Raw genomic sequence first — 23,506 nt, 5'->3', positions numbered from 1 at the left:
CGTACTTTTACTGGAAATGCTCTAGCTCTTTCGATGGTCGATCCGGTTCGGACGTAGGGAGGGTAGACGTTAATTTCGACACCCTCTCCCTTTGGTGGATTCCACACTCCTTTTGCCCGCATACCCCTCAGGGTCAGTGTTTTTTAGGATCGTCGGGAGTCGAATATCGTTGCAAATGCACCGCCAGGTTCTAGCGAGGGGATCAGACATGTCGGGGATACTCTTCAACACCATCGCTACTTTCATCCTGTGCGTATCGTTCATTGTCATTCTCCGGCGCCTGACCATTGCGTTTCAGCTCGTGGATCGCCCCGATGCAGTCCGCAAGCGCCATACCGGGATCGTTCCGCTTTGCGGCGGCATTGCAATCTTCGCTGCTTTCGCCGTTTCTGCCTTCGTTGGAGGTTGGAATGCGGCTCTCGGCATGAACTTTTGGCTCGGGCTGGCGGTCATCCTGCTGATGGGTGTCGTCGATGATCGCCGGCCGCTGCCCGCAACAGGACGCCTTGTCATGCAACTGGCAATGGCGATTGCCCTCGTGGGCGGTGCCGATATCGGCTCTCTCTCCGTCGGTGTGCTTTTCACGCAGCATTCGGATTTGTTCCTGCCGCTGTTTTTCGTCATCGGAGTTCTCTTTGTGACGGGACTGGTGAATTCGTGGAATATGCTTGATGGTGTTGACGGGCTTGCAGGTGGCACTGCGGGCGTCGCGTTGATCTGGTTGATGATCGTGGCTGCTATCGCAGACATCCGCGACATCATCCCGCCGCTTCAGGCACTCGCGGTATGCCTCTGCGCTTTTCTGGTTTTCAACATGCGCAGTCCATGGCGCGCAAGGGCAAGCATATTCCTCGGCGATGCGGGCAGCACCGCGCTGGGCGCAACGATCGCCTACGTGATTGTCCTACTTGCAACCACAAGTCCTACAGTGTCCTTTCCGGCACTGCTCTGGATCGTCATCTTGCCGATCACCGATACGTTAAGCCTGATTGTCCGTCGCATCATGCAGGGTCGCAGTCCAATGTCGGCCGATCGCTGGCACTTTCATCACCTGCTGCTGGACTACGGTTTTTCACCGGCGGCGGCAACGAACACGCTGGTCGTAATTTCCTTCATTTGCGGAAGCATCGGTTTTGCCGGAATCAAAGCCAATATCCCGGCGGAAGTGATGGCCGCCGGCCTTCTCGTACCGATCGCCCTTCACACCGCATTCGTCCTTGCCGCGACGGGTTATCTCTCGAAAACCTGGCTTCACAAGGGAAATTTCGATCTCTACCGCGAGGTAGCGCGTCGGCCTGTTGCCGCCAGCGCCGTGCCGGAACCAAGAGCCATGCAATCGACGAATGAAGAGTAATCGATCATGAAAGCGTCGTGGCCCGGACCACGAACTTCCTCAAAGCCCGTTGCGAAAGGAAGGCCTTCGCCTTCGCGCATTTCGCAATACATGAAAGACGCTTTGCCGTTGAAACGGAACGCAATTTTCCTGGGCCTGACGATGCTGACTGCAATCGGGCTTTATGGTCTGGCACTCGTTTCAGCGGGATCGCTGCTTGTCGTTGAGGATCCGCCTGCGCAAGCCGACGTCATCGTGGTTCTGGGCGGTGACGGTCCTCCGCGTGCTGCCCAGGCCGCAAAACTGTGGCACGAGGGAAGGGCGCCCCTCGTTCTGGTGACTGGCTACGGGGATTGCGACGTCATCCGCGACATGCTGGTGCGGATGGGTGTCGATTTCGCAGCCATTACAACGGAATGTCTTTCGGTCAGTACTTGGGAAAACGCGACGTTCGCACAGCCGCAGCTGACTGGAATGGGAGCAAAACGTGCCATTCTGGTCACGAGCTGGTTTCATTCACGGCGTGCGGTAAAGCGCTTCCGGTTTGTGATGCCTCAAATCCAGTGGGTTTCCCTTCCTGCGCAACGAACCGTGTCGCTGTGGCGGCTTGCCGTCGATGCAGACGGGGTACAGGTGTTCAAGGAGTACGCCAAGACGTTCTTCTACGACCTCAGAAGCAGCTTCGTGCGGGATTTACCCCCGGTTCAGGTGGGGCTCGCTTCATGAATACGCTCCTGGTTTTTTGCCTGTTCGGTGGTGTTCTCCTGCTCATTTGTTGGGGAATGACCCGTCGGGAGCGAATTTACGAGTTCCCGTTTCTGACCGGCGTCATCACGTTCAGTTTCATCATGCCGCAGATTCCCGGCCTGGCATCAGAAAGGTTCCTGCCGGAAGGCGCGTTCGCCAGAGCCGCGCTCTTCATGATGCTGTGCCTTTTCATGTGCTGGTGGGGATGGAGCAGGACGGCAAAACCCTTTTCATTCTTCCGTATCGATTTTGATGAAACACGTCTGCTGATCGTTGCGGCCGTTCTCTCGGTCGCCGGTGCATACTTCTATTTCCAGCTCAGCCGTCTGCCGGGAGAGTTGACCATTGCGGTGCAGATGACCGGCGTTCCGGTCATGTACATCTTCTTTTCGCGGCTGTTGAGTTATGGTCTGGCCATTGCGGTGCTTTGCCTTGCACGCCGGTTTTCCTGGCTGGCGCTGGTTGTCCTCGCGTTCGATCTCGTCTTCTACCTGGATCGCATCGTGATAACAGGAAAGCGCGCCGAAGCGGTGGAACTCATCATGATGTTCGCGCTGGCCTGGTGGTTTTACAAGGGGCGGGCGATCCCGCGCATCCTCGTGATCGTGGCACTTTTCCTCGGCACATTGTCGATGAACAGCATGGGCGACTACCGCGCCATTACCAAGGCCAACGCCGCGCCCGTCTGGGATGACATCAAGAAGATAGATTTCGTCGGCAATCTTGAAAAAGTGTTCCGCGACGGCGGCGACGAGATGCGCAATGCGATTATGCGGATCGACAACACCGCAACCACCCTACAATTCGACTATGGCAAGTTCCACTGGAACAGGCTGGTGTTCAACTTCGTACCCGCGCAACTCGTTGGCATGGAGGTCAAGCGATCCTTCATGTTGCCGGTGCCGGTTCAATCGCGCGACTACAATCCCGTCCTTGGAACGACGGAGACCGGAATGGCGGATGCGTTCGAGTCCTTCTGGTATTTGGGAGCATTCAAATTTTTCCTGCTCGCTTATCTGATGCGCCGGATCTGGGTGACCGCGAACCTGGGCGAGTTCGCAGCGCAATTCACCTATCTTTTGTCGATCGTACCTTCCATGCATGCCATATCGCATCAGACCGACTGGGTTCTTATGGTCTGGGTGCATATGCTGATGTTCGCCGTGCCGGCGCTGGCATTTGCCGTTATACCCGCTCGCGAGCAGCAGCGTCGATACGAGATACCATCTTTGACGTCTCAAGCGGGAGGGTAGGCGATGCGCTCACGATACGACGATCCCGGTTTCCAGCACGCAACGACGCCCCTGCCGCGCTTCGGAGGTCCGACTTTTGCGCTGCGTTTCCGGCTGAAACGGTTGGTCTGGATGATCGTGTGGCGGCTTCTCGCCTCCTGGACGCCGCCGCCGATGCGCCGCTGGCGCAATTTTCTCCTGCGCCGTTTCGGCGCGCGCCTGCATTCCACCGCAATGGTGCATTCCAAGGCGATCGTGTGGTGGCCGGGGCACCTCGTCATGGAACGTCATTCATCCCTCGGGCCTGGCGTGATCTGCTACAACGTCGATACGATCACCATCGGCCAGTTTGCCTCCGTCTCGCAGCGTGCCCATCTGTGCACCGGGTCGCATGATGTTCAGGACAGCGCGTTTCCCCTGTTGACGCGGCCGGTGGTGATCGAGGACGACGCCTGGGTGGCTGCGGAAGCCTTCGTCGGGCCTGGTGTTGTCATCGGCAAGGGGGCTGTTCTCGGTGCGCGCGCCGTCACGGCGAAATCTCTGGAGCCCTGGACGATCTATGTCGGCAACCCAGCCAGACCTGTCGGCTCCCGTTGTCAGGAAGCGGCTGCTTCTTACGCGCTAAGTCGATAACCTTCCAGAGTGGCATGGGCGATGGCTGGCCAGGTGAATTTCTCCAGCACAAGTCGGCGACCGTTTTCGCCCATCGTCCTTGCTTTGGCGGGATTGCTGAGAACACTTGCCAAAGCTCTGGCAACTTCGGCCGCATCAACTGAGACGATAAGCCCGGCATCAGCAGAACCAACTTCAGGAAAATGACACTGATCAGTGATCACAACAGGTGTCCCGCAGGCGAGCGCTTCGGTGATCGCCATGCTGAAACCCTCCTGTCGGCTTGGCAGGCAGAAGCAGTCGGCATCAACCATTGCTTCGAGCTTCGTCTCGCCGTAAATGGCCCCGACCAGAAAGACGCGGGATTGGATGTTGAATTTTTCGATCAGGGACAAAAGGTTGCCCTCCGCTCCACCCGGTGGACCAGCGATGACGAGATCAACGTCGAGATAGGTGTCACAGATTGCCGCAAAGGCCGTGGCAAGAATGTCCACACCCTTTTTGATGTGCAAGCGCGAAAGGAACAGAATGTAACGCCTGCCGGGCGTCAAAGCGATTTTCCGCTTGAAATGACCTCTGTCGGGCAGGGGATCGAATTCCTCGGCGAAAACACCATTCGGTATGATCAGATTTCGTGCCTGAAACTTCAGCGGCTCAACGGCTGCCATTTCATCGACGTTCAGCAGATGCAGGAAAGCGGCCTCGTTCAGCATCTTCCGATAGCAGAGCATCAGAGCGATTTTCTTTTTCCACGATCGCTGCCCAAGGCTCCAATGATCCAGCATGCCGGCAGGGCAAATGCAGTAGGGTACGCCAGCGGTGCGGGCCAGCTTGGAAGCATTGAGCAGAAAAGGCTCCCATACGCCATGAATATGCACGAAGGAGGCATCTTTCAGCACGGCTCTCAGTGCGCGCCGGCCCTGGAAGCAGAAAAGTGTTTCCAGCCTCCCGGCCGGCGGCAGGAGATGCCAGTGGATATTCGCGAAATGCGGAATGCTGCGACCGATTTCCTTGACCTGGGCCTCGATGGCGGCGTCAGCATAGCTGACGATATGGACATCCAGGCCCAGTGCCGTCTGTGCAGCGGCGATACGCATGGCGACGGCTTGCAGTCCGCCATGTTTCGGGTCGATCGAAGCAATGACGTGGACGATCTTCATGTCTGGATGCTCCCGGAGTATCGTGCTTCGTCCGTCAGGCAAAGATCTGCGGAGCGCGGCAGATGAGGTCCCGGCAGGGCGGCAAGAAGCCGCTCGCCGTAAGACTCCACGGTATGTTCGGCGGCGCGCAAAAAGGCATTGGCGGACATGATCTGCCTCAGCTCGGGATTGTCGGCGAGTTCAAGCACCGCAGCGGCGATAGCTTGCGGGTCGCAGACGGGAACGATGAAACCGTCGATGCCATCGCGAACGACGCTGCCGGTGTTTTCTGTCGTTATGACAGGCAGGCCTGCTGCCAGCGCTTCGTAGACGGCGGTAGCGGAACCTTCGCAGAGCGACGGCAGGAGGAAGACATCCGCCCATCGAAACTCTTCGGCGATCTGCGAGCGCGGGACGATCCCTCTCAGCTCGACCCATTGCGAAATCTGCTTCTTGACCTCGTCGGGTAATCGAACGCGGCCCGCCATCCGGAAGCGGGCGGCGCCGTTCATCAATCTGGCGGCTTCCACGACATAGGGCGATCCCTTGCGCAGTCCGACCTCGCCGACGGTAAGAACCCTGATTGGCCCCGGCATGCGTGTCCGCCTGTCGATGGCAGGAACGGGATTGACGCCATAGGGAACAACGACACACCGGTCTTCCGGCCCCCCGCATGCGACGACATGCTTGCGGACAAATTCTGACGGGCAGACGATGACGTCTGCAAGACGCCACTCTGCTTTTTCCCGATCGGCGAATATACGCGCATGCGGATTATCCCGCACCTGATTTGCCCATGCGGGAAATCGCGTCATTTCCTGCGCCAAAAGCGTTTCGACGACATCGCGTGGCGCGATCATCTGCTCGACCGCGGTCCACAGTCCCTGCTGCTTTGCCGCCCGCATCTGTTCAAGTGCGTCGCCGCTGAAGGCGTACAGCCCTGCTGCGCCATGAAAGCCGCGCCGGGCGACCATCTCGGAAAAAAGCGATCCGGCCCATATCGCGTGAGAGGTTTCCTCGACAACGTCTTTCGTGCGCATGTGGCGCAGGACGGAGCGGAGGCCGAAGCTGGAAAATACCGTCGTCAGCGCTGTCGGCACTCCCTTGGGCAGCCGACCAGCCAGCCGTTTGACCGGCGCTGGATAAAGGGTCGACGGAAACGAAGTGACGATCCGGGGCCAGCCCTTAGTCGCGCAGATATCCGTGTAAAAATGGGCAAGGCGGCCTGCGGACGCGAATATCCTCGGCACGGCATAATGCATGCGGGCTCCGAGCTGGCTGACGACGACTTTGTCTGTCATGGCGAGATACCTTGAGCGATAGGGGATCTGGAAGGCTCGACATTCTGCAATCCGGCGATCAACACCGCCCAGGCGTCCGACGCCTTTTCTCGGGAATATTCGGCACAAAGCAGTCGTCTTGCCGCATCACCCATTGCCTTGCGGGTATCCAGGTTGTCGCACAGCTCTTCGATGATGCCGGAGAGTTTATCGGTCGCGCCGATTTCGACGTTTCTGCCGCATCCCTTGGCGCTTAGAACACGCGGCACTTCTCCATCCGGGTCGCCGACAAAGATCGTCGGCCGACCGGCCGCCAGGATGCCATAGAACTTGCTTGGAATGATGCAGTGTTCAAGTTCCGGCAGGAGCGAGACCAGATGCACATCCGCAACGCTCAGGCTTTCAGCGAGATTCTCAGCTGGTTGCAGCGGCTTGAAGATGACGTTCTGAAGATCGAGATTCTGAACGGCAGTCTTGACAGCCGCATGCTGGTGTCCGCCGCCAATCAGAAGGAACCGGATATCCGGTCTGTGCTCGAGACGTTTGGCCGCGGCAAGGATCGTGCCGAACTCATGTGCTCGCCCGAAATTTCCCGAATAGCCGACGACAAAGACATCCTGCAGTTCCCACGCCTTTCGCAAGCTGTTGTCGTGGGGCGCGACAGGATAAATTTCCTCGCCATCCGACCAGTGATGCAGGACGCTGACGCGATCTTTTGCAAGGCCTTGCTTGATGAGGAATTCTGCCATTCTCCCGGTAGGGCAGACGACCATCCCCGGTGACTTCAGAGACCAGTTGCGCGCCTGCGTGACCCATCGCACGAGCCACCGTGCCCGTTTCCTGAAAAATCCAAGTTCGATCGCAGTCTCCGGAAACAGATCCATGATCCAGTTCACCATACGCGCGCCCTTGATGCGGATCGCGATGCTGCTCGTGACGGAGAGGAGCGGAGGATCCGTGCAGACGACGACCGTATCCGTCGCCCCGACATTGCGCAGAAGCCAGACAAATGCCAGCACCTGAAAAAGGAGATAATCAATGCTCCGACGCAACAGGCTGTGCCGACCGAAGCGACCGCTTGCGAGCCGTCGGATCTCTACACCCCGAACCATCTCGGTTGCCGGCAATGTGCTGCCGGGATGATTGTGTATTTCGCGACTGGCAACGACAGTCACGTTCATTCCGCGCTGCGCCAGCGAGATTGCGATCGACGATATCATCCGGCTTGTTGCCGACTGGTCTGGGAAACCATATCTGTTTAGGAAAATCATCCTCACGCTTTTTCTCCCGCCACACGTCCGGTCTGAAGGTGCATTCTTGGGGAGGTGAAAACAGGCGGCAAGCTGGTCGTAAGGACTAGGGGGATCACGATACGGAGTGGCCAATACTCCGAAGTTGGCGACGTACTATCCTTTTGGTGGCTGAAACGCAGACGATGCGCTTATGGAGTAACAAATCCATAAAAAGCCCCAGCCAATGAATGGCAGGGCGATTGACGCGGATCGCATGCTGGCCGTCAGAAACAGCTGGGCGCACTTGAGACGATTTTCGATTTAATCGCTAAAGCCAAAGCGCCAGCCGAAGGGAGCATGAGGCTTTGCGGGGCGGTCGAAACCTTCAATATCGTCATCGGGCGGGGACTGTGATTACACAAAATATAACGCCACAGCCCGTGCTCGATCGTCTCAGGCTCCTCACATTAAATCCGCCTGGGTGAGGAGTTGAATGGTTGAAGTAGAGTAAGATTAGAAAGTATTATCCGTAGATTATGTAGAGATATGAGTGTGCACCTTGAGGTTGCCTTCATTTTCTCTTGATTTACCTTGTGTATTTCCGATGACGTAAGATGGATTTGCTACATAAGCGACTCTGTATTTTATGAGCAGTGCAAATGAACATAATAAGCGCCAAACAGAAATTGCAGCATTTCATGTCTGTCCGGTCCGACAACCCGGACCTGCTGAAAGCACAGTATCGTGCCTTCACACGGCAGATGCCGATGATGTATTTCATACTTCTTTCAAGCACATGGGCGCTTACCATTACGCATGTGCAACTGGCGCCGTTTTGGCTCACCATTGGAATTCCCGCCGTTTTTACACTCGGCTGCACACTCAGGGTCGTATTCTGGTGGAGGACCCGCGGTATCGATCCCCCGCCAAAGGTGGCCCATGCAGCACTCCAGCGCGCAAATCGCCTGGCGGCCGGCATCGCCATGGCATTCACGTTCTGGTCTTTTTTGCTGGTGCCCTATGGGGACGCCTATACGCAATCTCACGTTGCTTTCTACATTGCGATTACTGTCATTTCCTGCATCTTCTGTCTGATGTATGTGCGTTCGGCCGCCTTCATGGTCACGGTCATCGTCAACGGCGCGTTCATTGTCTTCTTTTTGGCCTCACGACAACCGACATTCATCGCCATTGCCATCAATGTTCTGCTGGTCTGCGCCGGCATGATGTCCATCCTGTTGACCAACTACCGCAATTTCGAGCGCATGGTCGTTTCGCAACAGCGCACGGAAGCGCTCAGCAATGAGAACCTGCTGCTTGCCAATATCGACAGCCTGACGGAACTGCCCAACCGCCGCGCCTTTTTCAAACATCTGGAAATCGAACTGGAAAAGGCCAGGGCCGGCGGAACACGGCTGGCTCTCGGCGTCATCGATCTTGACGGCTTTAAGCCGGTCAACGACCTTTATGGGCATTCCGTGGGAGACAGGCTGCTGGTCAATGTCAGCAAACGCCTTGCCGCCAGTCTGAAAGCCAGCAAGGCGTTTCGGCTGGGCGGTGACGAGTTTGCCATCGTCGCCCCGATCATAGAGGACGATACGCAGCTCGTTGCAAAGGCTAATGCTATTTCGGAGGAGTTGGGAGCGCCCTACCATATGCCGGAGGGAACGGTACATGTTTCCGCTTCCATGGGGATAGCCGTCTTTCCAAATCTCGCCTCCACGCTTGAACAGCTTTTCGACAGGGCGGATTATGCCCTTTACCATGCCAAGAAGACCCGGCGCGGCGATGCTGTTCTGTTTGATGCGGAGCACGAAAAGCAGATCAATATCGAAGCCCGCATCGAGCATCTGCTCAAGCAGAAAGATATGGAAAACGAGCTTTCAGTCGTATTCCAGCCGATTGTCGATATACGCGATGGAAAAGCCGCCGGTTTTGAAGCCCTGGCGCGCTGGCACAGCCCGGTCCTCGGGCATGTCCCTCCTGCCCAGTTCTTCTCCATTGCCGAACGGGCCGGTATCGTCAGCTCACTGACGCGACCTCTGCTTAGAACCGCTCTCACCTCTGCATCAGCGTGGGAGCCGTCCCTCAGACTATCCTTCAACCTTTCGGCCCATGATCTCAATTCCTGCGAAAGCGTGCTGTCATTGATCAGCATCATCGACAACAGCGGCTTCGACCCACGACGTCTTGACCTTGAAATTACCGAAACGGCATTTGCACATGATTTCGAACAGGTCAGGCAGTCCGTCGAAATGCTGCGGCGCCTCGGTTGCGGTATTTCGCTGGACGATTTCGGCACGGGCTATTCCAGCCTGACGCGGTTGCACGCGCTCCCTCTCACCAAGATCAAGATCGATCGCAGCTTCGTCACGGATCTGCACGAAAAGCCGGCCAGCTACAAAATCGTGAAATCCCTTCTCACCCTCAGTCGGGATATGGGGCTGGAATGTGTGGTCGAAGGGGTTGAAACTTTCGAGGAGCTTGCGGCCCTTGAAGGTCTCGGCGCCACGCTGGTGCAGGGCTATGTTTATGCGCGGCCGCTGCGGGAAGAGGACGTCTATGAGTTTCTTTCAAAAAACACGACAAAGCGCATGATCCTGTAAGCCTGATTTTCGAGGGGGGCTCCCTGCCACGGCAGCCGGCCGGCGTCTGGCAGGCGTTCGCATCTTGCCCGCGTCAATTAACGCCCGCCCGAAGCAGGACGCCGATGGCCGAGTCGAAATGTTCGGCCATGGCCGCCTCCGCCATCTCCAGATTCTGGAGGCTGATCGCCTCGGCGATCCTCTGGTGGCAGCGGATGTTTTCGGTGCGGTTCTCCAAAGTGGCGCGGCTGCGCCAACCGATATGCCAGGTTTGCTGAGTTATGACGCGGAACGAACCGACGATGATCCCGTAAAGGGAGTTGCCAGAGGCCTGGGCGATGAGTTCGTGGAAACGGATGTCGAGTTCCATGACCGTTTCCGGCGTTTCGAGCGCATGGAACATGTCTTCCACTATCTGGAGAAGTTCCCGCGCCTGTGCATCGGTCCTGCGCAGAGATGCGAGATTTACCGTGCGAAGCTCGAGTGTGCGGCGAACGTCCAGCACCTGCTGAACGCTGAGCTGCTTCATCATCACTGTATGGTCGAGAATCATGCTGAGCGGTGCCGCATCCGGTGCCGCGACGCGCGCGCGGTGTCCCGTGCCGACCTCCAGGATACCAAGCGCTGCAAGGGCACGGAACGCCTCTCGGGCCACAGTCCGGGAAACGTCGAGCCTGGAGGCCATGGCAGTTTCGCTGGGCATGGGGCTGCCCGGACGAAGCTGGTTTTCGCGCATATAGGCGCGGATGCCGGCGATGGTGCGTTCAACGAGCCCTGTATCTTGGTCGGAAACCTGTACTACAGCTTTTTCCATTTCGGAGCACTACTTTCGTAATTTTGGTTGACACCATTATAGAAGACTGTCAGAAATTCTGCCAGAAAAATCCGGCGGGAGGAGCCGTCAGCAGGACATTGATGGAGAAAAATGGGTCGCATGCTTTCGCGTGCGGTCGATGGTTTTCCTTTGTCCATGCGTCTTTCCGACCGAAGTGGCTGGCCTGGCGAAAGCCCTGCCGATTGAACGGAAGTGACAATGAAAATAACTGCGATCAAGACTTTTCGTGCGGATGAGTTCTCCAATGTCCTCTGGGTGCATGTGGAAACCGATCAGGGCATTACCGGCCTCGGGGAAACCTTTTATGGGGCGGCGGCCGTCGAGGCTCATATCCACGATACACTGGCAAGCCGGCTCATGGGTCGCAACCCGCTTCACATCGAGGCCCTTCACAGGGAAATGCTGAACCTGCCGATGGGCCATGCCTCGACGGGGGCCGAACATCGGGCGGCTTCCGCAATCGATATCGCGCTGTGGGACGTGTTCGGAAAGGTGTGCGGACAACCGGTCCACCAGATGCTGGGCGGCCTCTGCGTGGAGAAGATGCGCGTCTACAACACATGTGCCGGAAGCCGCTACGTGCGCACGAAGAAGATCAAGCCGGTCGATACCTGGAACCTCGGTGAGGAAACGGGACCTTACGAGGATCTCGACGGCTTCATGAACCGGGCGGGTGAGCTTGCGGAAGATCTTCTGTCTAACGGCATCACGGCCATGAAGATATGGCCGTTCGATCCTGCCGCGATGGAAAACCGCGGCCTGTTCATCACGGCGGAACAGATGAAGACGGCGATCCAGCCGTTCGAGTTGATCCGCAAGGCCGTCGGCGACAAGATGGATATCATGGTCGAGTTCCATTCGCTCTGGAACCTGCCGGTCGCCAAGCAGATCGCGCGGGCACTCGAGCCCTTCAAGCCGACCTGGTACGAAGATCCGATCCGGATGAATTCACCGCAGGCGCTCGCCGAATTCGCACATTCCACCGACGTGTGGACCTGTGCCTCCGAAACGCTCGGCACCCGTTTTGCCTACAAGGAATATCTCGACCGGGATGCCGCCCATGTCGTCATGGCCGATCTGTGCTGGACGGGCGGCCTCACCGAAGGCCGCAAGATCGCGGCCATGGCGGAGACCTATCACCGGCCATTTGCGCCGCATGACTGCATCGGCCCGGTCGGCTTTGCCGCCGCCATCCACATGAGCTTCTCGCAACCCAACACACTCATTCAGGAAAGCGTGCGCGCCTTCTACAAGGGCTGGTATCGCGAACTTGTGACGGAGGTGCCGCGCATCGAAGGCGGCTTCGTCTATCCGATGGAAGGCCCCGGCCTCGGCACCGAACTGCAGCCATCCTTCTTCGATCGCTCGGACCTCACGGTCCGTGTAACCGAACTCTGAGGAGGAAATCATCATGAGCGTTTCACTATTTGATCTCAGCGGCAAGACCGCTCTGGTGACGGGTTCGTCACGCGGGCTCGGGCGGGCTTTTGCCGAGGGTCTGGCGGCTGCCGGCGCCCGGGTTATCCTCAATGGTGTCGATACCACCCGCCTCGAAGAGGCCGCCGCTGCGATGCGATCGGCTGGCCGCGATGTGCTGACTTCGGCCTTCGACGTGACCGACGAGGCCGCCGTGCTTGCCGCTTTCGAGACGTTCGATCGGGACGGTATCCGGGTGGACATCCTCGTCAACAATGCCGGTATCCAGTTTCGCAAGCCGATGCTTGAACTGGCGACAGAGGACTGGCGTCGTGTGATCGACACCAATCTCACTTCGGCTTTCCTCGTCGGCCGGGAAGCGGCAAAGCGGATGGCGGAACGTGGTTCCGGCAAGATCATCAATATCGGGTCGCTGACCTCCGAACTCGCCCGGGCAACGGTCGCGCCTTACACCGTGGCCAAAGGCGGTATCAAGATGCTGACCAAGGCCATGGCGGCCGAGTGGGCCGAAAAGGGCATCCAGGCCAACGCGATCGGCCCCGGTTACATGATCACGGACATGAACGAGGCCCTGCTCGCCAACCCGGAATTCGACGCATGGGTCAAGGCACGCACGCCGGCCCGGCGCTGGGGCCGACCGGAGGAACTGGCCGGCACGGTCATCTATTTCGCGTCCGCCGCATCCGACTACGTCAATGGCCAGATTGTCTATGCCGATGGCGGGATGATTTCCGTGCTGTAGGCGCCGCAAATCACGTCGTTGCGCTTCGGGAGAGCGTGACGAGTTCCAACAAACCAAGGGGAGGAATGACATGAAACTCGTATCGATGAAGCGCGCATTTGGCGCGGGAAGGCAATATCTGGCATCGTGCTTCGGCACGGGTACCACGCCGGACATGGCGCGTCGCGCAATCGGTGTCGGCATATGTGCGGCGATTGCATTTGCCTTCGTGCCGGCCACGCCGATTTTGGCTCAGGACGTCAAGGTGGCAAAACTCGGCCATGGGTTTGCCGATACCCATCCGCGCTCGGCAGCGATGAAATACTTCGCCGAGGAAGTGGCGAAGGCAACCGGTGGCAGCGTGAAAATCGACGTCTTCGGCAACTCCGCGATCGGATCCGAGGAGAAGATGCTGATGGCGCTTCAGTCGGGAACCATCGATCTCTACATGGGCGCGCTTGCTCCCATCGCGACCCACGAGAAGGAACTTCAGATATTTGACGTTCCTTTCCTGTTCTCGACCGACGCCGAGGCGGCGGACGTGCTCGATAGTCCACAGGGAAAGCGGCTGCTCGACAACCTTGCCGATATGAATATTCATGGCCTTGTCTGGGCTGGTGGAGCGTTCCGCAATCTGTCGAACAGCAAACACCCGGTGGCATCGCTCACCGACATGAAGGGGCTGAAAGTCCGGGTGATGCAAAGCCCCATGGCGCTCGCAAGCTTCAAGGCGCTTGGCATGAACGCCGTGCCCATGGCGTTCACCGAGGTCTATACGGCGCTCGAGACACGGGCACTTGATGGCTACGAGCACCCGTTCGTGGACATGTACGCGAACAAGATGTTCGAGGTGCAGAAATACCTGACCGTCACCAACCACGTCTATACGCCCGTGGCGCTGCTGTCCTCCAAGAGGTTCTATGACTCGCTGACGGCAGAACAGCAGAACGCCGTTCAGGCTGCCGCGGAGAAAACGCGCACCTTCCAGCGGGAGGCTGAGTTGCGTGATGCCAGCGAAGCTCTCAAGAAGCTTGAAGCCGAGGGCATGAAGGCGACAGTGATGCAGCCGGCTGAACTCGATGCGGTCCGCAAGGCCATCGAACCGGTCGTCGCCAAGAACAGGGATGTGATCGGCAATGAATTCGTCGATCAGTTCTATGCCGAGATCGCGAAGTACAGAAAATAATCGCTGTTATCGGCGGCGAGTCGGCGCGGAATACCGGCTCGTCGCCGCATTGTTCAGACCGAAATCTGTGAAATCTGCGAGGGGCGCCGCACATCGATTGCGGCCACCCTTCTCGCTGGGGAGAGGAAAATGCGCGCATTTCTGGATGCAGGGGTCGGCGGTTTTTACCGCGCCATTGAGATCATCCTCGTATTCTGCATGGCCACGATGCTTGTGATGGTGTTTGGCAATGTCGTCCTTCGTTTGTTTTTCAATACCGGGATCGACATCTCGGAGGAGCTTCCCCGATTTGCGTTCGTGTGGATGACCTTCCTGGGAGGTATCATTGGCCTGCACAGGCGTAGCCATCTGGGTGTCGACATTGTCGTGCAGGCGTTGCCGGTCCTTGGACGAAAGGTGTGCTGGGCAATCAGCCAGGTGGTGATACTCGTCTGTGCCACCTTCATTTTCTATGGCACCTGGCTTCAGCACGACATCCTGAAAATCACGGAATCTCCGGTCGCGCAGATCAGCATGCTCTGGGTCTATGGGGTCAGCTATGTCACCGGTGCAGCGATTGCCTTGATCTGCCTGTCAAACCTCATGCGGCTGGCCATGGGGGACATTGCCGATAACGAACTGATCGACGTTCACGAGGAAGGCCTCGACGAAGGGCTTCAGGCGGCACGCGCGACCGACGAGCAGAAGGGACGCTGATCATGATCGTTTTTGTCTTCATAGCGTCGCTTCTTGGCCTGATGGCGCTGGGCATGCCCATTGCGTTCGCGCTGATCGGATGTGGGCTTGTGATGATGCTTTACATGGGCATCACCGATCCGCAAATTATCATCCAGAACATGTGGGACGGCGCCAACAGCTTTCCTTTGCTCGCCGTTCCCTTCTTCATGCTGGCTGGCGAATTGATGAATGCCGGCGGAATGACCCGGCGCATCATTACCATGGCAATGGCGTGGATCGGCCACATTCGCGGCGGTCTCGGTTATGTCGCGGTCCTGGCTGCAATCGTCATGGCGTCGCTTTCCGGTTCTGCGGTTGCCGACGCGGCGGCGCTTGCCTCGGTGCTGATACCCCTGATGCGGAATGCGGGCTACGATATCAATCGTTCGTGCGGGCTCATCTCCTGCGGCGGCATCATCGCGCCGGTGCTCCCGCCATCGGTCGGCATGATCATCTTTGGTGTCGCCGGCGGTGTGTCGATTACCAAACTCTTCCTGGCCGGCATCGTGCCTGGATTGCTAATGGGTCTTGCCATCATGCTGGCCTGGCGCTGGAGTATCGGGCGGGACAAGCCGAGGGTTGAACCGAGGCGAACCCTTGCCGAGCGACTGAGCGAAACGCGCAAGGCGTTGTGGGCGCTTGTCATGCCCGTGGTCGTCATCGGCGGCCTGAAGATCGGCGCCTTTACGCCGACCGAAGCGGCGGTGATAGCAGCTGTCTATTCGTTGTTCGTCGGCGTGTTTGTCTATCGCGAGATCAAGCTGTCCGATCTGTTCGGACTTATGTATCGCGCGGCTGAAACCACTGCTGTCGTCATGTTCCTCGTTGCCGCTGCCGGTGTTTCCGCCTGGCTCATCACCACCGCGAACATCCCGCAGCAGCTGGCCGACATGGTACAGCCGTTCATGGAGAACAAGATCCTCCTGATGGCGATCCTCATGGTGATCGTGCTGATCGTCGGTACGGCGATGGACTTCACGCCAACGGTGCTTATCCTGACCCCCGTGTTGATGCCAATCGTCAAGCAGGCAGGAATAGATCCCGTCTATTTCGGCGTGTTGTTCATCATGAACAATGCGATCGGTCTGGTAACGCCTCCGGTCGGCACGGTGCTCAACGTCGTCTGTGGTGTGGCACGGGTTCCGATGACCGGCGTCATCAAGGGGGTCGTACCTTTTATGGTCGCCCAGATTGCGGTTCTCGTCCTGCTCGTGATCTTCCCGCAGATCGTACTATGGCCACTCGCGATGATGTCGCGATGACGCCCACTCATGGCCGGTTATCCGTTTCTCTGCCGGTAGGCCAAGGGTTGTTGGCCGCTCAGCGTCACTGCGTTCGGATAGAACTTCGATGCTAGTAAACATCGGATGCGAGATTGAAGAGATTACCTCTTGCATTCGACCTGCCGCAGCTTTGGCAGGCGTGGTTGACCCTGCGCAGCTTCAATGTGGCGCAGGGGCTACGCTCGCTGATTTGGTCGAGTGTACCCCGCGGCAGGCACCGCTGTTCAACCGTCGAGCGCACTCCACTCTTCACGGAGTAGCGACATCAGGACCAGATCCTCGCGGTTTCCATTCTTCAACCGAAGCGCCCGGCGCATTGTGCCTTCCTGGATGAAGCCGATCCTTCTGTAGACGTCTTTCGCATGGACATTCGAGGGTAGCAGGTCGAGCCAGAACCGTCCGACATCGTGGAAAGTGAAGATCATGCGGCAAATCTGGCGCAGGAATGCGGATCCGTGGCCCAAGCCCGTCGGGGCCATGGCTATACGATGAAGCTGGGCGTTTCCCATGCCGTCATCGTCGAGACGAACCACGGCAAAGCCCACGGGTTCCGTTCCGAGGTGGCAGAGAAGATAGTTGGTGTTCGCGGTTTCGATGCGTCGGCGATGTTCATCCGCATCGTAGCTGCCGACCAAAGCCGCATAACCCGGAATCCGCTCCACCGACATGATGAAAGGAATGTCGGCTTCGGTGGCAGGAATGATCGAAAGAGACCGCGTTGAAGGGGGAGTATTCATGTCGTTATTTCTTCCGCTCAGCGCTCACGCGGGCAGACGGTTTCGAGCGGTGCCTCACGCCAGCCTTCGGTTCGGGTCAGATAGGCAACGCTGCGATGTCCCGCAGCGGCAATCGCCGCGAGCGACCGGTCCAGTTCCGCGCCGACAGTCTGCGCGCCATGGCTGTCGTCACCGAGCGTGGCGGGGATTCCCATCTTTCGGGCACGTTCAAGAATATGTGGAAGCGGATAAACCGGCCCATAGCCATTGCGAAAGGCCGCGCAGTTGACGTCGAGCACGGATCCGCTCGCCTTGACGGCCTCAAGTGTCCTGTCGATGGAGCGCATGACCCGATCGGAAAACACAAAGCCGGGAGGTTCGTATTTTCGAACGAGATCCAGATGTGCGACGACATCGGGTCTCAGCTTCTCCACCATCTCAGTGACCTGATCGAAATAGGTGAGACGAAGTTCCTCTGCGCCACCGAGATCGGCAGCCAATGCCGCGGTGTCGCTTGCGGAGTAGTCGAGCCACCGGCCACAGATGTCGTGAACGCTGCCGACAATGTAATCGAAGGCATGGGCTTCACGCAGCCGGCTCATCGCTTCCAGCCAGCCGTCCGGCGGCAAGGTCTCCGTTTCAAAGCCGATCAGCAACTCTATCTGCCCGGCATACGCATCGCGCAGCTCGAAGGCGCGTTTGACGTAGCCCTCGAAAGCGGCAGCGAGCCCGACAACACCCAATGCCTCTTCTCCGGGATAGAGATCCGCTTCTCGGTAACGCGGGCAATGTTCGCTAAGGCCGTAATGGGTAAAGCCGCGTGTTATGGCGGTGCGAACAATCTCTTCAAGCGTGGAGGTCGCGTGATTGCAGAATTCGCCGCTGTGGCCACCGTGATAACTGAACCAGACCATAGCTTTAAGCGTCCTTCGCGGGCGAGCGGTAGATCGTGCCGTTGTAATCTTCGATACGGCTGACCATCAGCTCTTTTATCTCGATAAATTCGGCGCTGATATCCGTCTCGTTGAGGTTCAGGATCGTCAGGCCCAATAGTGCCGCGCCCGGCTGCGCGGGCATGGACCCATCATAGGTCAAAAAGCTTGAAGCCGCACACCAGATGAACCGGCTTTCCGCCAGGTCGAACTGGACGATGCGATGCATGTGCCCGGTGACGACGGCTTGTATTTTGTGGTCCGCGATCAGGCGGCGCAACCGGGTGCGGCCTTCCCGCATCAGTGCCCAGGCCGGTCGGTCAACCTCTTCCCAGTCGTTCAGGAAAAGCGGCATATGGGTGAACAGCACGGGTTTGAGCGCTCCACAAGTCGTCAGAGCCTGCTTCAGTGCCTCCCACTGCATGGCTTCTTCCGGCAGGCCGGTGCCGATGATCTGGCTGTTGAGGCCGATCAGGCGCCAGCCGGGGAACACGTCGCTGTGCCAATGCCCCGGGCCGTAAAACGCCTGCCAATTCAAAAGACGTTCGGCATTTGCCGGCTGGTGGCTGATACGCGAGATATCGCCGACATCGTGGTTTCCAGGCAAGGCCAGCCACGGCTTGTTCACGGCGCCAAGTGCGTTCAGCCCGAAATGCAGGTCTTCTTCCTGCTCGGAGCCAAGCAGGGTGAGGTCTCCAAGGATCACGGCAAGATCGATATCTTCGCGTGCATTTACATGAGCGACGACCTGTTCCCAGTTCGGAACGAAGACGGGATTGGTCGATCCGATATGTGGATCGGAGAGAACGGCAATTTTCAAGGTCTGCAGGCCTTTTGAAGTAATGGACAACACGGGACGGCGCTTTGCGCATCTGGCTTGGCGGTACGCGCCAAAAGATTTGCCCATGATCGAAACAGCGAAAGCCAGGAGGCCGGCAGCCTCCTGGCCGATATCGAGCCTTGGTTACTTGGCAGCCATTACACCGGCGACGTGTTCGCGCAGCTTCGGCATGGCAGCTTCAGGCGTGATCTTGCCGCGCTGCAGCTGGTCGAGGATCGGGGCAACGCCACGCCAGACATCCGGTGCGGTGTTGTTGGGATAGGCAAACCACGGCATGGCGGCATCCATCGACTTGAAGACCGTCTGGAAGTTCGGGTGAGCGGCGTAGAAGGATTCCAGCACCTTGGCGGTCTGCACGTTGGTCGGCATATAACCGCTGGCCTTGGAAACCTCGGCCTGAACCTGCGCGCTCGTCATGTATTTGATGAATTCCCAGGCGGCCGCACGCTTGGCCTCGTCACGGGTGAGGATCATCAGCGCGTTGCCACCCGCAGGAAGGCCGCCCTTCTTGGCGTCGATCAGCGGGAAACGAACGGTGCGCATGGTGAAGCGGTCACCGATGGCGGTTTCATAGGCCACGAGATCGGAAGGCGATTCAACGACCATGCCGATCTTGCCCGCGAAGAATTGCTGCTGCGCAGGCTTCGGGTCGGCGTAGATCGACATGCCGGTCTTCGTCGCCATGTCCTGGGTGATACGCAGGGCCTTCATGCCGGCGTCGTTATCGTAGCCGATACCGGTCGCCTTGTCGTTCAGCATATGGTCGCCCGCGCCCATGACCATCATCTGCCAGTACCAGTCATCGCTGAGACCGCCGACGGAGAAGCCGATACCGGAGACGCCGTTGCCGAGCGCGCTGATCTTTGCGGCAAGCTCGATCACGCCATCCCAGCTGGTGGGGAAGTTGTCGACATTGCCACCGGCCTTTTCGACGAGTTCCTTGTTGACGTAGAGAAGCGGCAAGGAGGCGGTGAAGGGCACGGCGAATTGCTTGCCATCGACCTTTGCAAGGTCGAGAACGGCCGGGGCATAATTTGCTGTCTGCCAATCAGCGCCCTGTTTTGCGAACAGGGAATCGAGCGGGGTTGCTTCGCCGCGATCCTGCATCACGCCGACGATCGTCGGAAGCGAGGAGTAGGAGGAAAGATAGACGTCCGGCGCGGAGTTCGTCATCATTCCGCGAATGACGCTCTGGTCTGCGGCGCTATAATTTTCCGCGGGAGCCTGCTCGTTGATCACGATGCCCGGATGAGCTTCCTTGAAGCCCTTGAGAATGGGCTCCATAAATGCCAAACGGGAATGGAAGAAATTCAGGGTCACGGGGTCGGCGGCGTACGCCGATGTGGTGCCGGCAATAGTCAGGGCGGCAGCCGCGAGGAGGTTCGTCACTTTCATGGTCGTTCCTTTTGAGCGAAGTTGTCTTGACTTGAGGGCCTGTCCGGTTGCCGCCGGACAGGCCCGTTTCATTTCACGCCCGTCATTGTCACGCCCTGAACGAACCTGCGTTGTGCAACGAGGAACATCAGGATCAGCGGGGCAGTAACGAGGGTAGCGCAGGCCATGAGAGGCCCGAAGCTGTCGCCGCCTTCCTGACTCCTGAAGAACAGGAGGCCAAGGGTGGGCGGAGACAGATCGATGGATCTGATGACGATCATCGGCCAATAGAGATCATTCCAGTGGAAGGTGATCGAAAAGATCGCAAAGGCGGCAATGGCGGGCATCATCGCGGGCAGGATGATGCGCACCATGATTTCAATTTCGCTCATGCCGTCCAGCCGTGCGGCCATGAGGATTTCATCCGGGAATGAGCGGATGAACTGGTGAAACAGGAAGATCGCAAAGCCGGAGGTCAGGTAGGGAATGATGACGCCCAGATAGGTATCTATCAGCCCAAGCCTGGCAAGGACGATGAAGATGGGCAGTGCGGTTGCCTGCGCGGGTACCGAGAGGGTCAGAAGCACGATGGCGAAGATCATGCGACGGCCACGGAATTCGAATTTTGCCAGCGCGTAGGCGCAGGTAACCGTGGTGAGTATCTGAAACAGCAGGATGCCGCCGGTCATGATGACACCATTCAGCATGAAGCGCGGCAGGGGCGATTCAAACAGGGCGCGGCCGTAGTTTTCGGAGATGGAGGTCAGGATCGGCGTTTGCTCGCGCATGGCGCCGAAGATTTCACCCGGTGCCTGGGTGGAGGCTTTCCACATCCAGTAGAACGGATAGATCATCAGAAAGGCGCCAGCCATCAGCACGGCATGCGCACCGATTGAGCGGAGAGAAACCCGGGCCATCAGAAGTGCGCCTTCCTGTTGGTGAATACGACCTGGAGGATTGAGAAAGCACCAATCAGGATGAGGTAGACCACCGTGAGCGCGCTGCCATATCCCGCCTTCAACCCGACGAAAGTATCGACGTTGATCTTGTGCAGCAGCATCTCCGTTGCGCCGTAAGGTCCGCCATTGGTGAGAACGGCCACGGTGTCGAAAACCTGGAAGGACTGGATGCAGCTTAAGACAACAACGACAATGGTGGTCGGCGCCAGCAGCGGCCAGACGATGTAGCGCAATCTGTCGAGAAACCCGTCTATCCCGTCGAGAGCGGCTGCCTCGCGCAAATCCTTGGAAATCAGCGTGAAACCGGCAAGAAACAGAATGAGGTTGAAACCAAGCAGATGCCAGATTCCGATGATTGCAAGTCCGATCAGGGCGAGCGTTCCTGATGCGAAGAAATCGAGTGGCGGCAGTCCCAGCGTGCTGAGTAGCCCGGCCAGTGGCCCGATATGACCGTTGAGCAGATAACTCCAGACGATCGACATCGCCGTCAGCGTCGACGTCACCGGCAGGAAGTAGACAAGCTCATAGAAGCGGCGTGACCGGACGCGACTATCGAGCAGCATGGCAAGGAATAATGCGCCAAAGACGGATACGGGCACGACGATTGCAGTGTAGACCGCACTGTTGCGCAACGCACCCCAGAACCAAGGATCCGCCAGCATCCGGATGTAATTGTCGGCGCCGATGAAATTGAGTGTTACGCGTCCCAGACGATAATCGGTCAGGCTGATTATGAATACGACGAAGATTGGCGCGATTACGGTGGCAATCAAAAGCAGAAAGGCCGGCGCCGCGAAAGCGCGAGCGATCGTGGCGTAGCTCAAACCCTTGGGCCTGCGGGTCTGGACGCCATCCCGCGTATCAGAGGACAGGTTCATGACACGCCTCCTCAAGCTGGTGCTGCGCGTTGACGCCAATATCCGCTACCCGTCGGCCTGCCGCGTCGAAAAGCAGGGCGGCATCCGGCACGATCCGCAGTGCCAACCGCTCCCCGATACGGCTTCCCTTTTCGAGGCGGGCGAAGGTTTCGGGACGCAATTGCGCGCGGATCCAACCGGTGCCGATCCCGCTTCCATCGCAGCGGATGCCGACCTCGTTGCCGGCAAATTCCACCTGCACGACAGGCAAGGAAAAATCGCTGCTTTCCTCCGATATCGGCTCCAGTGCTTCCGGCCTGATGGAAAGCGTATAGGTTCCGTCTGCAACATTGCGCAGCCTCAGTCGCAACGGCTGACCATTGATCAGCACGTTGCCACCGTGAATATGGACCGGGATTTCGTTGATCGCCGTCATGCCGACGAAACGGGCCACCGAGAGATAGTCCGGTCGGTTATAAATCTCGTCGGGCGTGCCGCACTGGCGGATCTCCCCGCCTTCCATCACGGCGATGCGGTCCGACATCGCCATCGCTTCGGTCTGATCGTGAGTGACGTAGATGAAGGTGATGCCTGTCCGACGGTGAAGATCGACGATCTCCTCACGCAATTGTATCCGCAGCTTGGCATCGAGGTTCGACAGGGGTTCATCCATAAGGAAGACGGCGGGATGGCGGACCATTGCCCGTCCCACGGCCACCCTCTGTCGCTGCCCTCCGGAAAGCTGCGAAGGCTTGCGGCCGAGCAGGTCTTTCAGCCCCAGCTGCTCTGCAACCGAGTCGATTTCCTTTTCGATCCCGCTTCGGATCTGTCGTGCCGTCGCGGAAAGAAGAGTGGCACCGGGCAGGCGCTGCAGGAACGAAAGGCGCGCCATTTCCAGGGGTACGCCAATATTTGCGCGAACGGTCATGTGCGGATAGAGCGCATAGGACTGAAATACCATCGCGATATCCCGTGCCTTCGGCGGCAAGGGGGTGACATCACGGTCGCCGATCAGAATGCGCCCGGCGCTTGAAGCCTCAAAACCCGCAATCAGGCGCAGCAATGTCGATTTCCCGCAGCCGGAAGGTCCGAGCAAAGTCAGGAATTCGCCCTCGCGGATATTCAGATTGATGCGGTGAAGCACCCGTGTGCGATCAAACCGCTTCTCTAGATCCTCGATCCTGATGGACTGGCCAGCCATTGCCTTCCTGCTCCTGCTTCCCACCACACACACCTGCACGGCGGGAATGGTTGTCGTTCATGGCGTCTTGGCCGCATTCCGCTGGAAGCGGAGCCTGCTGCTCAAGGCTTCTGCTTGCCGGGACAAAGGAAATAACCGCATTTCGTCCCGGTAAGGCGATGGTGCCTCTCTAGGGCGTATTTCTAACAGAGAGATGACGACATCTAAAATAATCTAGAAAAATTCGTTATGTTTTTCATTGGTATAATTGATATAAATAACGCATAGGTTACTTATTGGATGGTTTG

Annotated in this window: 21 protein-coding genes; 10 read left to right on the top strand and 11 right to left on the bottom strand. The window is 58.2% G+C overall.

All coding sequences use genetic code 11. The features are described 5' to 3' along the window. Window positions 1-208 precede the first annotated feature (208 nt). The 4 genes from RBH10_RS02600 to RBH10_RS02585 all read left to right on the top strand — a co-directional run bounded on the left by RBH10_RS02600 (window position 209) and on the right by RBH10_RS02585 (window position 3,945). The gene (locus RBH10_RS02600) at window positions 209-1,354 is read left to right on the top strand and encodes an MraY family glycosyltransferase (protein WP_281038416.1); all 1,146 of its coding nucleotides are present in this window, start codon (window positions 209-211) and stop codon (window positions 1,352-1,354) included. Window positions 1,355-1,444: 90 nt separating this feature from the next. Next, window positions 1,445-2,059, top strand: coding sequence for a YdcF family protein (locus tag RBH10_RS02595; protein ID WP_281038417.1), 615 nt, complete (start codon window positions 1,445-1,447; stop codon window positions 2,057-2,059). Beyond that, window positions 2,056-3,333 carry a hypothetical protein gene (locus RBH10_RS02590; RefSeq protein ID WP_281038418.1) on the top strand — a complete coding sequence of 426 codons (1,278 nt, stop codon included), beginning with the start codon at window positions 2,056-2,058 and terminating at the stop codon, window positions 3,331-3,333. The genes RBH10_RS02595 and RBH10_RS02590 overlap by 4 nt, the downstream gene beginning before the upstream one ends. Before the next feature lie 3 nt (window positions 3,334-3,336). Next, window positions 3,337-3,945 (top strand): acetyltransferase, encoded by a 609-nt coding sequence (locus RBH10_RS02585; protein ID WP_045019675.1) that lies wholly within the window; start codon window positions 3,337-3,339, stop codon window positions 3,943-3,945. Here the strand turns inward: RBH10_RS02585 and RBH10_RS02580 are convergent. From RBH10_RS02580 to RBH10_RS02570, 3 genes are read right to left on the bottom strand one after another with little or no spacing between them, the layout of a single operon-like run. Further along, window positions 3,927-5,084: a glycosyltransferase gene (locus RBH10_RS02580; protein ID WP_281038419.1), complete on the bottom strand. Its 1,158-nt coding sequence runs from the start codon at window positions 5,082-5,084 to the stop codon at window positions 3,927-3,929. The two genes, RBH10_RS02585 and RBH10_RS02580, sit on opposite strands and share 19 nt — an antisense overlap. After that, a complete protein-coding gene (locus tag RBH10_RS02575; RefSeq protein WP_281038420.1) occupies window positions 5,081-6,364 on the bottom strand; it encodes a glycosyltransferase family 4 protein in 1,284 nt (427 codons plus the stop codon). Before RBH10_RS02575 ends, RBH10_RS02580 begins: the two co-directional genes overlap by 4 nt. Continuing rightward, a complete protein-coding gene (locus RBH10_RS02570) occupies window positions 6,361-7,728 on the bottom strand; it encodes a glycosyltransferase family 4 protein (protein ID WP_281038421.1) in 1,368 nt (455 codons plus the stop codon). The genes RBH10_RS02575 and RBH10_RS02570 overlap by 4 nt, the downstream gene beginning before the upstream one ends. 506 nt (window positions 7,729-8,234) lie before the next feature. Here RBH10_RS02570 and RBH10_RS02565 point away from each other — a divergent pair. Continuing rightward, on the top strand, window positions 8,235-10,181 hold the full coding sequence (locus RBH10_RS02565; protein WP_281038422.1) for a bifunctional diguanylate cyclase/phosphodiesterase: 1,947 nt from the start codon (window positions 8,235-8,237) through the stop codon (window positions 10,179-10,181). Window positions 10,182-10,254: 73 nt separating this feature from the next. Here RBH10_RS02565 and RBH10_RS02560 read toward each other — a convergent pair whose 3' ends face one another. Next, window positions 10,255-10,974, bottom strand: coding sequence for a FadR/GntR family transcriptional regulator (locus RBH10_RS02560; protein WP_281038423.1), 720 nt, complete (start codon window positions 10,972-10,974; stop codon window positions 10,255-10,257). A 219-nt stretch (window positions 10,975-11,193) separates the two neighbouring features. Between RBH10_RS02560 and RBH10_RS02555 the strand changes: the two genes are divergently transcribed. The 5 genes from RBH10_RS02555 to RBH10_RS02535 all read left to right on the top strand — a co-directional run bounded on the left by RBH10_RS02555 (window position 11,194) and on the right by RBH10_RS02535 (window position 16,318). Then, window positions 11,194-12,393, top strand: a complete 1,200-nt coding sequence (locus tag RBH10_RS02555) for a mandelate racemase/muconate lactonizing enzyme family protein (protein WP_281038424.1) — start codon at window positions 11,194-11,196, stop codon at window positions 12,391-12,393. A gap of 13 nt (window positions 12,394-12,406) precedes the next feature. Next, on the top strand, window positions 12,407-13,174 hold the full coding sequence (locus RBH10_RS02550) for an SDR family oxidoreductase (protein WP_281038425.1): 768 nt from the start codon (window positions 12,407-12,409) through the stop codon (window positions 13,172-13,174). A gap of 70 nt (window positions 13,175-13,244) precedes the next feature. Then, window positions 13,245-14,339 (top strand): DctP family TRAP transporter solute-binding subunit, encoded by a 1,095-nt coding sequence (locus tag RBH10_RS02545; protein WP_281038426.1) that lies wholly within the window; start codon window positions 13,245-13,247, stop codon window positions 14,337-14,339. Window positions 14,340-14,468: 129 nt separating this feature from the next. Then, window positions 14,469-15,035, top strand: a complete 567-nt coding sequence (locus RBH10_RS02540) for a TRAP transporter small permease (protein WP_281038427.1) — start codon at window positions 14,469-14,471, stop codon at window positions 15,033-15,035. Window positions 15,036-15,037: 2 nt separating this feature from the next. Next, window positions 15,038-16,318, top strand: coding sequence for a TRAP transporter large permease (locus RBH10_RS02535; RefSeq protein WP_281038428.1), 1,281 nt, complete (start codon window positions 15,038-15,040; stop codon window positions 16,316-16,318). 245 nt (window positions 16,319-16,563) lie between these two features. On the opposite strand, the gene RBH10_RS02530 is transcribed toward RBH10_RS02535, so the two are convergent. The 7 genes from RBH10_RS02530 to RBH10_RS02500 all read right to left on the bottom strand — a co-directional run bounded on the left by RBH10_RS02530 (window position 16,564) and on the right by RBH10_RS02500 (window position 23,219). Then, window positions 16,564-17,076: a GNAT family N-acetyltransferase gene (locus RBH10_RS02530; RefSeq protein ID WP_281038429.1), complete on the bottom strand. Its 513-nt coding sequence runs from the start codon at window positions 17,074-17,076 to the stop codon at window positions 16,564-16,566. A gap of 17 nt (window positions 17,077-17,093) precedes the next feature. Continuing rightward, window positions 17,094-17,969 carry a histidinol-phosphatase gene (locus RBH10_RS02525; protein ID WP_281038430.1) on the bottom strand — a complete coding sequence of 292 codons (876 nt, stop codon included), beginning with the start codon at window positions 17,967-17,969 and terminating at the stop codon, window positions 17,094-17,096. Window positions 17,970-17,973: 4 nt separating this feature from the next. Continuing rightward, window positions 17,974-18,807, bottom strand: coding sequence for a metallophosphoesterase (locus tag RBH10_RS02520; RefSeq protein ID WP_281038431.1), 834 nt, complete (start codon window positions 18,805-18,807; stop codon window positions 17,974-17,976). A gap of 144 nt (window positions 18,808-18,951) precedes the next feature. Continuing rightward, on the bottom strand, window positions 18,952-20,223 hold the full coding sequence (locus tag RBH10_RS02515) for an ABC transporter substrate-binding protein (protein WP_281038432.1): 1,272 nt from the start codon (window positions 20,221-20,223) through the stop codon (window positions 18,952-18,954). A gap of 68 nt (window positions 20,224-20,291) precedes the next feature. Next, a complete protein-coding gene (locus RBH10_RS02510) occupies window positions 20,292-21,119 on the bottom strand; it encodes a carbohydrate ABC transporter permease (protein WP_281038433.1) in 828 nt (275 codons plus the stop codon). Further along, window positions 21,119-22,039, bottom strand: a complete 921-nt coding sequence (locus RBH10_RS02505; RefSeq protein WP_281038434.1) for a carbohydrate ABC transporter permease — start codon at window positions 22,037-22,039, stop codon at window positions 21,119-21,121. Before RBH10_RS02505 ends, RBH10_RS02510 begins: the two co-directional genes overlap by 1 nt. Beyond that, window positions 22,023-23,219, bottom strand: coding sequence for an ABC transporter ATP-binding protein (locus tag RBH10_RS02500; RefSeq protein ID WP_281038435.1), 1,197 nt, complete (start codon window positions 23,217-23,219; stop codon window positions 22,023-22,025). The genes RBH10_RS02505 and RBH10_RS02500 overlap by 17 nt, the downstream gene beginning before the upstream one ends. Window positions 23,220-23,506 lie beyond the last annotated feature (287 nt).

This window comes from Rhizobium sp. AN73, assembly GCF_030757975.1.
In the GTDB taxonomy this organism is placed as follows: Bacteria; Pseudomonadota; Alphaproteobacteria; order Rhizobiales; family Rhizobiaceae; genus Agrobacterium; species Agrobacterium arsenijevicii.
The sequence above is the reverse complement of the archived record's forward strand: the minus strand, read 5'-3'. Positions and strand labels throughout refer to the sequence as shown.